This window comes from Amaricoccus sp. (assembly GCF_017995835.1).
GTDB lineage: Bacteria > Pseudomonadota > Alphaproteobacteria > Rhodobacterales > Rhodobacteraceae > Amaricoccus.
In genome coordinates this window covers 1-12,317 of record NZ_JAGOID010000095.1, presented here as the reverse complement: position 1 = coordinate 12,317, position 12,317 = coordinate 1, and the positions used below count along the sequence as shown (strand labels likewise).

Below are 12,317 nucleotides of genomic sequence, written 5' to 3'. Positions count from 1 at the left end.
ATCGCGAGATGATCGCCGCCGCCGTCGTCGTGTCGGCCCCGAAGCGGGCGGCGAGGTCGATCACCCATTGCGTCGTCTGCAACTCGCGCTCGACCGGGATCGGGCGCGGCAGGCCGGTCACGTTCTTGACCCCGCGGGTCAGCCAGTTCTCGTTCTTCAGCATCGCCAGGATGATCTCGGAGATGCCGAGCGTGGCGATGGCGAGGTAGTCCGAGCGCAGCCCGAGGGTGATCTTGCCGACGAGGTAGGCCGCGCCGGCGGCAAACACCCCGCCCACCGCCCAGGCGACCAGGATCGGCAGGCCGAGCCCGCCGAGATAGCCCGCCGCCGCCGGGTTGACCGCCTCGATCGCCTCGGAGGCAGGGTCGAGGAACAGCCGCATGACGAAGTAGCCGACCACGATGATGGCGAGCCCCGCCGCCCCGCGCAGGCTCGGCGGCAGCCGGTCCCGCGCGAAGAGGGCGATGCCGATCGCGCCGAAGATGGCGATGGCCGACAGGACGAGGTTCCACCCGCCCGCGGCCAGCGCGCCCGGGGTGGGCGGCATGGCGACGAGCACCGCCGCCACGCCGCCGAGCGCCGCGAAGCCCATGATGCCGGTGTTGAAGAGCCCGGCGTAGCCCCACTGCATGTTGACCCCGAGCGCCATTACGGCGGAGATCAGTTGCAGGTTCAGGATCGCGAGCGCCAGCGTCCAGCTCTGGAACAGGCCGACGGCGACGATCAGGAGCGCCATGCCGGCATAGAGCAGCGCGATGCGGCCCGGTCCGCTCATATCACGCGCCCCCTGAAGATGCCGGTCGGCCGCACCAGCAGCACGATGACGAGGATGATGAACGAGACGGCGAACTTGTAGTCGGTGCCGAGCATCTGCACGAGCCCGTCGGGCTGCGCCCCCTCGGGCAGGACGTAGCCGAGCACCTGCCGGTAGGCGTAGGTCAGCATGACCTCGGAGAAGGCGATGATGAACCCGCCCGCGATGGCGCCGAAGGGCTGGCCGATGCCGCCGACGATCGCCGCGGCGAAGATCGGCAGCAGGAGCTGGAAGTAGATGAACGGCCGGAACGACTTGTCGAGCCCGTAGAGCACGCCCGCGATCGTCGCCAGCGCCGCCGCGAGGATCCAGGTGATCGCGACGATCCGGTCGGGGTTGATGCCGGAGAGGAGCGCGAGATCCTCGTTGTCGGAATAGGCGCGCATTGCCTTGCCGGTGCGGGTGCGCTGGAGGAACCAGAACACCGCGCTCACCACCAGGACCATGACGACGAGGGTGAGGAGCTGACTCGTCCGCAGCGCCAGGCCTTCGTCGAGGCCCGTCATCTCCTTGAAGTCGTTGACGCGGATGACGAAGCGGGCGCCGTCTTCGAAGCGCTGGTCCGCGGTGCCGATGAAGAACCGGGTCAGCGCGTTGTAGATGAACATCACGCCGACCGAGGCGATGACGAAGATCACCCCCGCGCTGCGCTGTCGCCGGTAGAAGCGATAGACCCAGCGGTCGGTCACGAGCGCAAGGAGCACCGCGGCGAGGATGCCGAAGGGCAGCGCGAGCAGCGCGGTCGGCAGCACGCCGAAGCCTATGCCCATCGCCTGCATCTGCCATGTGACGAGAATCGTCGCCATCGTCCCGAAGGCCATCAGGTCGCCGTGGGCGAAGTTCGAGAACCTCAGCACGGCGTAGATCAAGGTCACCCCGAGCGCCCCGAGCGCCAGCTGCGCCCCGTAGGCCGCCGCGGGAATGATCACGAAGTTCGCCAGCACGACGAGGGCGTTCATCAGGTCGGTCAAGCGCGCGCCACCCCTTGCTGCGACCGCGCCTGTGGCGACGCGCGCCCCGCGGTCGCGGTATTGTTAGCGAAACGCCGCGAGGCTGTCTTCGGAAAAGAGAAAGCCGGCCGGTCGCCTTGGCGCTTGATCGGTCGCGCCGCCGGCGGCAACAGTGACGCGGGAGCGCTTTCCATGGACGCCCGGGCGGAGATCCTGATTGTCGGCGCCGGCCCGACCGGCCTCGTGCTCGGCCTCGCGTTGGCGCGCCGCGGGATCGGGTTCCGGCTGATCGACGCCGAGCCGGGTCCGGGGGCGCAGTCGCGGGCGATGGCCGTGCATGCCCGCACGCTGGAATTCTATCGCCAGTTCGGCTTCGCCGACGAGGTCGTCGCGCAGGGCATCGTCTCGGAGGCGATCCGGCTGCGCGCGCCGGACGCGGGGGGCGGGAGCCGCGAGGTGGTCCGCATCCGGTTCGGCGACATCGGCCGCGGGCTGAGCCGCTATCCGTTCGTGCTGAGTTATCCGCAGGATCTGCACGAGCGGCTGCTGGTTGGCCGGCTCGCGGCGGCCGGCGGCGGGGTGGAGTGGGACACGCGCCTGACGGGGCTCGTCCAGGACGCGGACGGCGTCGAGGCGACGATCGCCCGGACCGGCGGCGAGGTCGAGGTCGCCCGCTTCGCCTACGTCTGCGGCTGCGACGGGGCGCACAGCGCGGTGCGCGACGCGCTCGGGACCGGCTTCGGCGGCGGCGTCTACGCCCAGCCCTTCTACGTCGCCGACGTGGCGATCGCCGGCCCGGGCGACACCGATCTCCGCGTGAACCTCGGGGAGGACATCCTCGCGCTGATGTTCCCGGTGCGGACCACCGGCATGCACCGCCTGATCGGGCTGGTCCCCCGGCGGCTGTGGGACAAGACCGACCTCGGCTTCGCGGACATCCGCGCCGAGGTCGAGGCGCTGGTCGGGATCCGCGTCGCGGAGGTGAACTGGTTCTCGCGCTACCGCGTTCACCACCGCGTCGCCGACCGCTTCACCGTCGGGCGGGCGTTCCTGCTCGGCGACGCCGGCCATGTCCACAGTCCGGTCGGCGGGCAGGGCATGAACACCGGCATCGGCGACGCCGTGAACCTCGGCTGGAAGCTGGCGCACGTCATGTCGGGCCGGGCCGATCCGCGGCTGCTCGCGAGCTACGATCCCGAGCGCCTGACCTTCGCGCGCAGCCTCATCGCGACGACCGACCGGCTGTTCAGCGTGATCGTCGCCGGCGGCGTCGGCGGCGAGTTGCTGCGCCGGATCGCGATCCCAGCGGTCGTCGGCGTCGGGGCCCGCTTCGGCGCGACCCGCCGCGCCGCCTTCGGGCGCGTCTCGCAGATCCGCATCGCCTACCGCGACAGCCCGCTCAGCGTCGGGGCCGTCGGCGCTGTCCGGGGCGGGGACCGCCTGCCGTGGGTCGCGGACGGCGCGGGCGACAACTTCGCCCCGCTCGATTCGCTGGACTGGCAGGCGCATGTCTATGGCGAGGTTCATCCGGACCTCGGCGCCGAGGCGGCCCGGCTCGGGCTGCCGGTCCACCGCTTCGCCTGGAGCGCCGCGACGGAGAAGGCGGGGCTGCGCCGTGACGCGGTCTATGTCGTGCGGCCCGACGGCCATGTCGGGCTGGCCGCGGCCGATCAGGGCGCCGCCGGCCTCGCGGCGTATTTCGGGGAGATCGGCGCGCGTCCGGGTTAGTGGTTGGCGGCGCGCTCAGCCCCCGAGGAATGTGCGCCGGACCTCGGGATCAGCGAGGAGCGCCGCGCCGGTGTCGGTGAAGCGGTTGCGGCCCTGCACCAGCACATAGCCCTTGTCGGCGATGGCCAGCGCCTGGCGGGCGTTCTGCTCGACCATCAGGATCGAGATGCCGGTGCGCGCGATCTCGATGATCTTGTCGAAAAGCTCGTCCATGACGATCGGCGACACGCCCGCGGTCGGCTCGTCGAGCATCAGCACCTTGGGCTGGGTCATCAGCGCGCGCCCCACCGCGACCTGCTGGCGTTGGCCGCCCGAAAGCTCGCCCGCCGGCTGCCGGCGTTTCTGGCGCAGGATCGGGAAGAGGTCGAAGATGATCTCCATCGTCGCCATGAAATCGTCGTCACGGATGTAGGCCCCCATCTCGAGGTTCTCCTGCACCGTGAGGTTGACGAAGACGTTCGAGGTCTGCGGCACGAAGCCCATGCCGGAGCGCACCCGCTGCTGCGGCGACAAGGCGGTGATGTCGTCGCCGTCGAGCCGGACGTGCCCGTCCCGCAGGTGCAGCATCCCGAACACGGCCTTCATCGCCGTCGACTTGCCGGCGCCGTTCGGGCCGACGATTACGGCGATCTCGCCCTTCTCCACCGCGATGGTGCAGCCGTGGAGGATGTCGGCCCCGCCATAGCCGCCGGTCATGCTCTCGCCGATGAGATAGCTCATCGCGACCTCGCCGCGATCGGGAAAGAACGACGCTCCCCGGGCCGGGGCAGGGCCGGGGCGGTGTGCGGGCGGCTGACGGCGTCGATCATGCGTCCTCTTTTCCCATTTGCTAGTCCAGCAATGCCCGTCTGCGCAAGAGGCGCGGACACGCGCTTGCCACGTTCCCGCGAAGTCGCGAGGCCGGGCCTTGAGTTCTTGTGCAGTGCAGTATAGGCCGCGACTGGGCGGCTGCGTGCCCATGGAGGGGCTTATGGACACGAAGCGGCGACAGGGGCGCAAGCGGATCAACCTCGCGCTCCAGGGCGGCGGCTCGCACGGCGCCCTCACCTGGGGCGTGCTCGACCGCCTGCTCGAGGACGGCAGGCTCCAGATCAGCGCCATCAGCGGCACCAGCGCCGGGGCGATGAACGCGGTCGTCCTCGCCGACGGCTACGAGCGCGACGGACCGGACGGCGCCCGTGCGGCGCTGTCGCAGTTCTGGAAGGCGGTCAGCGACGCGGCGCGGTTCTCGCCGATCCAGCGCAGCCTCTGGGACCGCATGAGCGGTCGCTACAGCCTCGACCGCTCGCCGGGCTATCTCTTCATGGAGAGCCTGAGCCGGGTGTTCTCGCCCTACGATCTGAACCCGACCAACGTGAACCCGCTGCGCGACATTCTCGAGCGCCACGTCGACTTCGACAACGTCAACCGCCGGCGCGCGGTTCAGGTCTTCGTCACCGCGACCAACGTCCGCACCGGCCGCCCGCGCATCTTCGGCAAGGGCGACGTCACCGTCGACAGCGTGCTCGCCTCGGCCTGCCTGCCGCAGATGTTCCCCGCCGTCGAGATCGGCGGCGAGCACTACTGGGACGGCGGCTTCGCCGGCAACCCGGCGCTCTATCCGCTGATCGACAACCGCGCGAGCCAGGACATCGTGGTGGTGCAGATCAACCCGATCGACCGCCGGAAGCTGCCGCGCTCGGCGCGCGAGATCATCAACCGCGTCAACGAGATCAGCTTCAACACCAGCCTGATCAAGGAACTGCGCGCCATCGCCTTGACCCAGCGCATCGCCGACGAGGCGGGGCTCGACCTCGGGCACCGGCGCACGTTCCTGCACATCATCCACACCGAGGAGGAGGTGGAGGACCTCGCCGCCTCCTCCAAGCTCAACGCCGAATGGGGCTATCTGCGGATGCTGTTCGAGCGGGGCAGGGGCTGGGCGGATGCCTGGCTCGCCGAGCACTTCGACGACATCGGCCTGCGCTCGACGCTTGATCTCGACGAAATTTTCGAGGACGCGCCCCGGCCGGCGCTCCCGACGCCCGAAGAGCCCGTCGATCCCGAGGAGAAGGCCTGATGGGCATCCTGATCATCCTCGCCGCGCTCGTCGCGCTCATGTATCTCGCCTATCGCGGGATGAGCCTGCTGTTGCTCACGCCGCTCCTGTCGCTCCTCGCGGTGCTGCTCTCCGGCGAGGGCCGCATCCTCGCCAACTACACCCAAGTCTTCATGACCGAGACGGGCGCCTTCATCATCTCCTTCTTCCCGCTGTTCCTGCTCGGCGCCGTGTTCGGCAAGCTGATGGACGCCAGCGGCTCGGCGCGCGCGCTGGCCGAGGGGTTGGTGCGGCTCCTCGGGACCGGGCGCGCCATCCCGGCCGTGGTGATCGCCTGCGCGGTGATGACCTATGGCGGCGTGTCGCTCTTCGTCGTCGCCTTCGCGGTCTATCCGATCGCCGCGGCGCTGTTTCACCGCGCCGGGATCAACAAGGCGCTGATCCCGGCGACGATCGCGCTCGGGGCCTTCACCTTCACCATGTCGGCGCTGCCCGGCACGCCGTCGATCCAGAACGCCATCCCCATGCCGTTCTTCGGCACGACGCCCTTCGCGGCGCCCGGTCTCGGCGTCCTCACTGCCGCGGTGATGTACATCGTCGGGCGCCAGTGGCTCTACTATCGCGCCCGCCAGCTCGGGGCCGGCTACGGACCTTATGAGCCCCCGCATGTCGTCGAGCACGAATCCGGCCTGCCCTCGAGCCTCGTGGCGTCGCTGCCCCTCGTCCTCGTGATCGCGCTCAACCTCGTCTTCACCTTCGTCCTCATCCCGCGGATGGACACGAGCTACCTCGCGACGCCGCTCTTCGGCGAGACCGACATCGAGGAGGTGCGCGGCATCTGGTCGATCATCGCGGCGCTGTTCTTCTCGATCCTCGCGCTCATCGCGCTGAACTGGGGCCGGCTGAGCGGTCGGGTGACGCGGCTGATGGACGAAGGCGCCGAGGCGTCGCTCATGCCGATCTTCAACACCGCGAGCCTTGTCGGCTTCGGCTCGGTGATCGCCACGCTGGCGGCCTTCGCGGCGATCCGCGACGAGATCGTGCACGTGGGCGGGGACAACGTGCTGGTCTCGATCGCGATCGGGGTGACCATGCTCTCGGCGATGACCGGCTCGGCCTCCGGCGGCATGTCGATCGCGCTGACCACGCTCGGCGACCAGTACCTCGCCATGGCCGAGGCGACCGGCGTGTCGCCGGAGCTGCTGCACCGCGTCACCGCCGTGGCGGCCGGCAGCCTCGACACGCTGCCGCACAACGGCGCGGTGATCAGCCTGCTCGCGATCTGCGGGCTGACCCATCGCGACAGCTACAAGGACCTCGCCATCGCCGGCATCGGCGCCCCGGTGATCGCGCTGATCTTCCTCGTGGTGGTGGGCTCGATCGTCGGATCGTTCTGACAACCGGATCCCCTGACGATCGGGGCCCGCGGCGCGCCATCCCTATGGCGGCGCGGCGCTCGACACCCCGGCCTTGTTCTTCAGGCCGCGGCCGAGATAGGCCTCGATCACCGCCTCGTTCTTCATCACCTCGGCCGGCGTGCCGATGGTCAGCACCTTGCCCTCGGCCATGACGATCACCGGGTCGCAGAGCCGCCCGATGAAGTCCATGTCGTGCTCGACCATGCAGAACGTGTAGCCCCGCTCGCGGTTGAGCCGCAGGATCGCGTCGCCGATGGTGTTGAGCAGCGTGCGGTTCACGCCCGCGCCCACCTCGTCAAGAAAGACGATCTTGGCGTCCACCATCATCGTCCGGCCCAGTTCGAGCAGCTTCTTCTGCCCGCCGGAGAGGTTGCCGGCGTACTCGTCCGCCACGTGCCCGATCTCGAGGAAGCCGATCACGTCGTCGGCGCGGGCCCGCACCTCCCGCTCCCGCGACCGCACCTTGCCGCCGCGGAACCAGGCGTCCCACAACACCTCGCCCGGCTGCTCCGCCGGCACCATCATCAGGTTCTCGCGCACGGTCAGCGTCGAGAATTCGTGGGCGATCTGGAAGGTTCGGAGCAGGCCCTTGTGGAAAAGCTCGTGCGGCGTCAGCCCGGTGATGTCCTGGCCATCGAGGAACACCTTGCCCGAGGTCGGCTTGTAGTGTCCGGCGATCACGTTGAAAAGCGTCGACTTTCCCGCCCCGTTCGGCCCGATCAGGCCGGTGATCGAACCGTTGGCGATCTCGATCGTCGCGCCGTCGACGGCACGGATGCCGCCGAAATGCATGTTGAGGTCTTCGACACGGATCATGACCAGCCCTCGGTTGCCTGACCGGCCCCGGGCTTCCGCCCGGAGCCGGAATGCGGCCTGGCGGGCCGGAGGATCAACGGAAGCCGACCGTCTCGACCGTGCCGCCTTCGATCTTGTACTCGCGATAGGAGCCGGCGGCCTCGCCCGCGCCGATCAGCTCGACGCCGGTGACGCCGACATAGTCGACGTCGCCGCCGCCTGCGACGATCTCGAGGCCCTTGGCGAGTTCGCCGACGTTGATCTGCTCGCCCGGCGCGTTCGCCACCTCCATAATGGCCGCGGCGATCCCGGCCCGGTCGGTCGAGCCCGATTTCTGCATCGCCAGCGCGATCAGGGCGGCGGCGTCGTAGCTCTCGCCGGTGTAGGACGAGGTGCCGTCGAAGCCCGCGGCCTTGGCCGCCTCGACGAACCTCGCGGTGTTCGGGCTGTCGGAGCCCGGCACGATGCCGACCACCTTGCCGTCCAGCTCCGGACCGATCGCGTCGATCAGGCTCTGCCCCCACATGCCGTCGCCGAGGAAGAAGCTCTCGAACGCGCCCTGGTCGAGCGCCCCCTGGATGATGCCGCGGCCGCCCTGGTCGACATAGCCGAACACCATCAGGTGCTCCGCCCCGGACGCGGCGAGCGCGCCGACCTCGGCGGAGTAGTCGCCCTTGCCGTCCTCGTGCGGCTCGTTCGCGAGCACCTTGCCGCCGGCGGCGGTGAAGGCGCTGACGAAGGCGTCCGCGAGACCCTTGCCGTAGTCGTTGTTGGTGTAGGTCACCGCGACCTCGGAGATGCCGCGTTCCTTCAGCACCTGCGCGAAGACCTCGCCCTGCCGCGCGTCCGACGGCGAGGTGCGGAAGAACAGGCCGTTGTCGTTGATCGTGCTCAGCGCCGGTGAGGTGGCCGACGGCGAGATCATCACGACGCCGTTCGGCACCGCCACGTTGTTGGCGATGGCGATCGTCACGCCGGAGCAGTCGGCGCCGACGATGGCCGCGACGTTCTCGGAGGTGATCAGCCGCTCGGCGGCCGCCGTCGCCGCCGCGGCGTCGATGCAGGTCGAGTCGGCCCGGATCGGGTTCAGCTTGGTCCCGCCGAGCAGCTTGCCCGAGTCGGAGACTTCCTTGAAGGCGAGCTCGGCGCCCGCCGCCATGTGCGGCGTAATCGACTCGAGCGGGCCGGTGAAGCCGAGGATGATGCCGACGTTGGTCGTGTCCTGGGCGGAGGCGGCGGTTGCGACCATTGCGACGGCGGCCGACGCAAGCAGCAAGCGTTTCATCAAGTACGTTCCCCTGTTGGTTTTGTCTTCATCCGAGGTCGACGTCCCGCATCCCTGTCAAGGGCCGAGAATCGCCTGATTGCACAATATAAGCTCGCCGCTTGGTGGCAAGAAGCGGCGCCGCGCGGTTCCCGGAGGGCCCGCGCGTCAGACGATCCCCCCGGCGACGAGCCGGCGGGCGATCTCGCGGAAGGCGATTGCCTCGCGACTGTCAGGCCGCGCCGCGGCGACGGGCGTTCCCTCGTCGCCGGCAAGGCGGATGGCGATGTCGAGGGGGATCTCGCCCAGGAACGGCACGCCGATCCGTTCCGCTTCGGCGCGCGCGCCGCCATGGCCGAACACATGCGCCTCGTGCCCGCAGTTGGGGCAGACATAGGCCGACATGTTCTCGACGATCCCGAGCACGGGCACCTTGGTTTTCTCGAACATGTCCAGCGCCTTGCGCACGTCGAGCAGGGCGATGTCCTGCGGCGTCGAGACGAGGATCGCGCCCTTGACCGGGTAGCGCTGCGCCAGCGTCAGCTGGACGTCGCCCGTCCCGGGCGGCAGGTCGATCACCAGCGCGTCGAGCGGGGCCCACTCCACCTGGCCCATCAGCTGTTGCAGCGCCCCCATCAGCATCGGGCCGCGCCAGACCACCGCCTGGCCTTCGGCCAGCATCAGCCCGATCGACATGATCTTCACGCCGTGGTTGACGAGGGGCTCGATAACCTTGCCGTCGATTGACCGCGGCCTCTGGCTGACGCCCATCATTCGCGGGATCGACGGACCGTAGATGTCGGCGTCGAGCAGGCCCACGCGCTTGCCCTCGCGCGCCAGCGCGACCGCGAGGTTCGCGGCGACCGTGGACTTGCCGACGCCGCCCTTGCCGGAGGCGACGGCAATGATCGACCGGACCCCGGCGAGCGCTTCCGCCCCGGCCTGCGGCGTCGGATGCCGCCCGATCTTCAGATCCGGGGGTGGGGACTTCGGGGTGGGCCCGTGCGCGGTCAGGAGTGCCGAGACCGTCCCGACCCCGGGCAGCGCCTCGACCGCCCGCTGCGCCGCCGCGAGCACCGGCTCGAGCGACCGCCCGCGCGCGGGGTCGACCTCGAGCACGAAGCGCACCGTGCCTCCCTCCACCATGAGGGCGCGCACGATGTCGGCGTCGACGATGTTGCCGCCCTCCGGCATCGGCACGCCGCGCAGCGCCTCGAGGACGTCGGATCGGGTCACGGTCATGGCGGTCTCGCTGGTCTCGTCGTCTGTCTCTGCCCAAGATCGTCCACGCCGTCGGCCCCGGCAAGGGTTGCACGGCCGCGAAAGCCCGCGCGTTCGGTCGCGTTGCGCGCCTCGGCCCATCTTTTGTGCGTCGCACAAAAAGCGATCCCGAGCGTGTGAGGCTGGCGTGAGCCATTCGTGATGTAGCCAAGTTTATCGATGGTTAACAATGTGTTATCAGTGTTGCGTGTCATGCATGGCAGATCACCGCCCAGCGGGGTTGCTCGGGCTCCATGCTTCTCTATTTTGCAATGCAGCAAAAATGGAAACGCTCAAACCGAACGCTAACGAAAAGGAGGCAAACATGACGACTGCTCTGCTCGCCCCGTTCCGCGCCGGCGTCCACCAGGAGAGCGCCTACGACGGGTTGTTTTCCCGGGTCGCGGCCCGGATCGTGAAGTTCACGCAGTATCGGCGCACGCTCGCCGAGTTGCAGGCCCTCGCCGACTGGCAGCTCCGGGATCTCGGAATCGCCGGGATGGATCTCAGGACGCTCGCCCGCAAGGCGGCTTACGGAAACTGAACCGCACGCAGACGGCTCCCCGAGCCGCCGGCCGTTCATCGAATGCAAAGGACACCAGACCAATGACGAACATCGTTTCTCTCGACTACCGGATCGGCGCGGCCGATGCCGGAAGCGGTATCCTCGCCCGCATGCGCCAGGGTCTCGCCGACTACCGGATGTACCGCGCCACGATCGAGGAGCTGTCGCGGCTCACCGACCGTGACCTTGCCGACCTCGGCATCCATCGCGGCATGGTGCGCGACATCGCCCGGCAGGCGGTCTACGGGAACTGATCCCGCGCCACGCAGGGACAGAAAGCGAGGGGCCGGCCGCATCACGCGGCCGGCCCCTTGCGTTTCCGGGGCAGATGCTCCCGAGGCGTCAGGCGCGGGTGTCGCGGGTCACGCGGGTCCGGGCGAAGTCGACCTGCGCGCCCGCCGCGGAATAGGTTCGCAGCCGTCCCTGCGCCTCGTCGATGCGCGCGACCTCGGCGGCGGCGGACTTCACCCCGGCGATCGCAGCCTTGATCAGATGGCCGTTGCGCTCGGCGCGGGCCTTGAGCGCCGTCAGGAACCCCTGCGGGATCACGGTCTCCTGCGCGAGGATCTCGGCGATCAGCGCCTCGCGGCGTTCCACGAGCCCGGCGAGGTCGGCGATTGGCCCCTTGAGCAGCGTGCGGCGTTCCTCGTCGAGAAGCCTCAGCACCCGGTCGAAGCGGGACGGGGACGACAAAAGCGAGGCGATCATGTTCCTGGAGCCCTTGTTGCCTGCATGGCGTTGAAGATCCGCTCGGCGAGGCCGAGCCCGCCGCGGGCCTCGATCAGGCGCGCGTATTCTTCGGTGAGGAAGCTGCCGAAGGCGTCCTCGCCCGCGCCGCCGCCCCAGCCTTCCGGCGTCCTGTTGACGCCGCTGTGCTTCAGCATCTCGGCGACGAAGGCGCTCTCGAACGCCTGCGCCGCCTTGCGCGCAGCGGCCGCGTCGCGGGCCGGGGCAGGGGAGGGAGCGGCCCCGCCGTCGAGGGCGACGGCAGGCCGCGGGGCGATCGGCGGCAGGTCCATTCCGGGGCCTTTCGGGTCCGTGTTCGCGGCTATCCTTCGGCGGCGCCGGTAAAGAAATCGTAAGGCTTGCCGCGGAGTGATGGCCGCCAGCGCCCTCTCAGGCCGGAGCCCGCATGATCACCCCGGACGTCGCTCGCGCCAGGCCGGCCCAGCAGACCCCCTCCGAGCCGCCACGACCGGAGGCCGAGGCCGAGGTCGCCGAAGCGCCGGAGGCGGATTTCTCCGATCTCGTGGTTCTTGCCGGGGTAGAGCCGGAGGTCGCGGACGACCGCGCCGCCACCGCCGCGCCGTCTCCCCCGCCCTCGCAGCCGCCCGCCGTCCCGGTCGCGCCGCCGATGCTTGCGGCGGTGATCCTGCCCGAGCCCGAGCCCGAGCCCGAACCGGCGGACGGCGACGCCCCCGCGGAGGCTGCGCGCACGCAACCCGCCGCCGGCCCCGCCGCGCCGCCGGCGGCGGCGCCGGCCGT

General features: G+C 69.8%; 12 protein-coding genes and 2 pseudogenes. 6 read left to right on the top strand and 8 right to left on the bottom strand.

From position 1 onward, the window contains the following. Together KBA23_RS13315 and KBA23_RS13310 are read right to left on the bottom strand one after the other, a co-directional pair. A pseudogene (locus KBA23_RS13315) lies at positions 1–775 on the bottom strand (branched-chain amino acid ABC transporter permease); the annotation flags it as partial. After that, the gene (locus KBA23_RS13310; protein WP_290741717.1) at positions 772–1,773 is read right to left on the bottom strand and encodes a branched-chain amino acid ABC transporter permease; all 1,002 of its coding nucleotides are present in this window, start codon (positions 1,771–1,773) and stop codon (positions 772–774) included. The gene KBA23_RS13310 and the pseudogene KBA23_RS13315, both read right to left, overlap by 4 nt. Before the next feature lie 183 nt (positions 1,774–1,956). Between KBA23_RS13310 and KBA23_RS13305 the strand changes: the two genes are divergently transcribed. Further along, complete coding sequence (locus tag KBA23_RS13305) at positions 1,957–3,492, top strand: FAD-dependent monooxygenase (RefSeq protein ID WP_290741715.1); 1,536 nt, start codon at positions 1,957–1,959, stop codon at positions 3,490–3,492. 15 nt (positions 3,493–3,507) lie between these two features. Here KBA23_RS13305 and KBA23_RS13300 read toward each other — a convergent pair whose 3' ends face one another. Continuing rightward, positions 3,508–4,212, bottom strand: coding sequence for an ABC transporter ATP-binding protein (locus KBA23_RS13300; RefSeq protein WP_290741713.1), 705 nt, complete (start codon positions 4,210–4,212; stop codon positions 3,508–3,510). A 250-nt stretch (positions 4,213–4,462) separates the two neighbouring features. On the opposite strand from KBA23_RS13300, the gene KBA23_RS13295 reads away from it, so the two are divergent. Then, a complete protein-coding gene (locus tag KBA23_RS13295; protein WP_290741711.1) occupies positions 4,463–5,551 on the top strand; it encodes a patatin-like phospholipase family protein in 1,089 nt (362 codons plus the stop codon). Further along, on the top strand, positions 5,551–6,927 hold the full coding sequence (locus KBA23_RS13290) for a GntP family permease (protein ID WP_290741709.1): 1,377 nt from the start codon (positions 5,551–5,553) through the stop codon (positions 6,925–6,927). Before KBA23_RS13295 ends, KBA23_RS13290 begins: the two co-directional genes overlap by 1 nt. Before the next feature lie 42 nt (positions 6,928–6,969). On the opposite strand, the gene KBA23_RS13285 is transcribed toward KBA23_RS13290, so the two are convergent. The 3 genes from KBA23_RS13285 to KBA23_RS13275 all read right to left on the bottom strand — a co-directional run bounded on the left by KBA23_RS13285 (position 6,970) and on the right by KBA23_RS13275 (position 10,249). Beyond that, positions 6,970–7,764, bottom strand: coding sequence for an ABC transporter ATP-binding protein (locus tag KBA23_RS13285; RefSeq protein ID WP_290741707.1), 795 nt, complete (start codon positions 7,762–7,764; stop codon positions 6,970–6,972). 73 nt (positions 7,765–7,837) lie between these two features. Beyond that, positions 7,838–9,028 carry an ABC transporter substrate-binding protein gene (locus tag KBA23_RS13280; RefSeq protein WP_290741706.1) on the bottom strand — a complete coding sequence of 397 codons (1,191 nt, stop codon included), beginning with the start codon at positions 9,026–9,028 and terminating at the stop codon, positions 7,838–7,840. A gap of 147 nt (positions 9,029–9,175) precedes the next feature. Beyond that, positions 9,176–10,249: an Mrp/NBP35 family ATP-binding protein gene (locus tag KBA23_RS13275; protein WP_290741704.1), complete on the bottom strand. Its 1,074-nt coding sequence runs from the start codon at positions 10,247–10,249 to the stop codon at positions 9,176–9,178. A gap of 343 nt (positions 10,250–10,592) precedes the next feature. Between KBA23_RS13275 and KBA23_RS13270 the strand changes: the two genes are divergently transcribed. Both KBA23_RS13270 and KBA23_RS13265 read left to right on the top strand, forming a co-directional pair. Continuing rightward, positions 10,593–10,811: a DUF1127 domain-containing protein gene (locus KBA23_RS13270; protein WP_290741702.1), complete on the top strand. Its 219-nt coding sequence runs from the start codon at positions 10,593–10,595 to the stop codon at positions 10,809–10,811. 62 nt (positions 10,812–10,873) lie between these two features. Further along, positions 10,874–11,086: a DUF1127 domain-containing protein gene (locus KBA23_RS13265; protein WP_290741701.1), complete on the top strand. Its 213-nt coding sequence runs from the start codon at positions 10,874–10,876 to the stop codon at positions 11,084–11,086. Positions 11,087–11,174: 88 nt separating this feature from the next. Here the strand turns inward: KBA23_RS13265 and KBA23_RS13260 are convergent, their stop codons facing one another. Beyond that, complete coding sequence (locus KBA23_RS13260; RefSeq protein WP_290741699.1) at positions 11,175–11,540, bottom strand: hypothetical protein; 366 nt, start codon at positions 11,538–11,540, stop codon at positions 11,175–11,177. Then, a complete protein-coding gene (locus tag KBA23_RS13255) occupies positions 11,537–11,851 on the bottom strand; it encodes a rod-binding protein (RefSeq protein ID WP_290741697.1) in 315 nt (104 codons plus the stop codon). The genes KBA23_RS13260 and KBA23_RS13255 overlap by 4 nt, the downstream gene beginning before the upstream one ends. 113 nt (positions 11,852–11,964) lie before the next feature. On the opposite strand from KBA23_RS13255, the pseudogene KBA23_RS13250 reads away from it, so the two are divergent. Further along, positions 11,965–12,317: pseudogene (locus KBA23_RS13250) on the top strand (hypothetical protein); the annotation flags it as partial.

What these genes read in the sequence shown, in the direction of transcription:
- KBA23_RS13275 (WP_290741704.1), bottom strand. Translation starts at nt 10,249, where the DNA reads ATGACCGTGACCCGATCCGACGTCCTCGAGGCGCTGCGCGGCGTGCCG.
- KBA23_RS13255 (WP_290741697.1), bottom strand. Translation starts at nt 11,851, where the DNA reads ATGGACCTGCCGCCGATCGCCCCGCGGCCTGCCGTCGCCCTCGACGGC.
- KBA23_RS13295 (WP_290741711.1), top strand. Translation starts at nt 4,463, where the DNA reads ATGGACACGAAGCGGCGACAGGGGCGCAAGCGGATCAACCTCGCGCTC.
- KBA23_RS13270 (WP_290741702.1), top strand. Translation starts at nt 10,593, where the DNA reads ATGACGACTGCTCTGCTCGCCCCGTTCCGCGCCGGCGTCCACCAGGAG.
- KBA23_RS13280 (WP_290741706.1), bottom strand. Translation starts at nt 9,028, where the DNA reads ATGAAACGCTTGCTGCTTGCGTCGGCCGCCGTCGCAATGGTCGCAACC.
- KBA23_RS13310 (WP_290741717.1), bottom strand. Translation starts at nt 1,773, where the DNA reads ATGAACGCCCTCGTCGTGCTGGCGAACTTCGTGATCATTCCCGCGGCG.
- KBA23_RS13300 (WP_290741713.1), bottom strand. Translation starts at nt 4,212, where the DNA reads ATGAGCTATCTCATCGGCGAGAGCATGACCGGCGGCTATGGCGGGGCC.
- KBA23_RS13305 (WP_290741715.1), top strand. Translation starts at nt 1,957, where the DNA reads ATGGACGCCCGGGCGGAGATCCTGATTGTCGGCGCCGGCCCGACCGGC.
- KBA23_RS13265 (WP_290741701.1), top strand. Translation starts at nt 10,874, where the DNA reads ATGACGAACATCGTTTCTCTCGACTACCGGATCGGCGCGGCCGATGCC.
- KBA23_RS13285 (WP_290741707.1), bottom strand. Translation starts at nt 7,764, where the DNA reads ATGATCCGTGTCGAAGACCTCAACATGCATTTCGGCGGCATCCGTGCC.
- KBA23_RS13290 (WP_290741709.1), top strand. Translation starts at nt 5,551, where the DNA reads ATGGGCATCCTGATCATCCTCGCCGCGCTCGTCGCGCTCATGTATCTC.
- KBA23_RS13260 (WP_290741699.1), bottom strand. Translation starts at nt 11,540, where the DNA reads ATGATCGCCTCGCTTTTGTCGTCCCCGTCCCGCTTCGACCGGGTGCTG.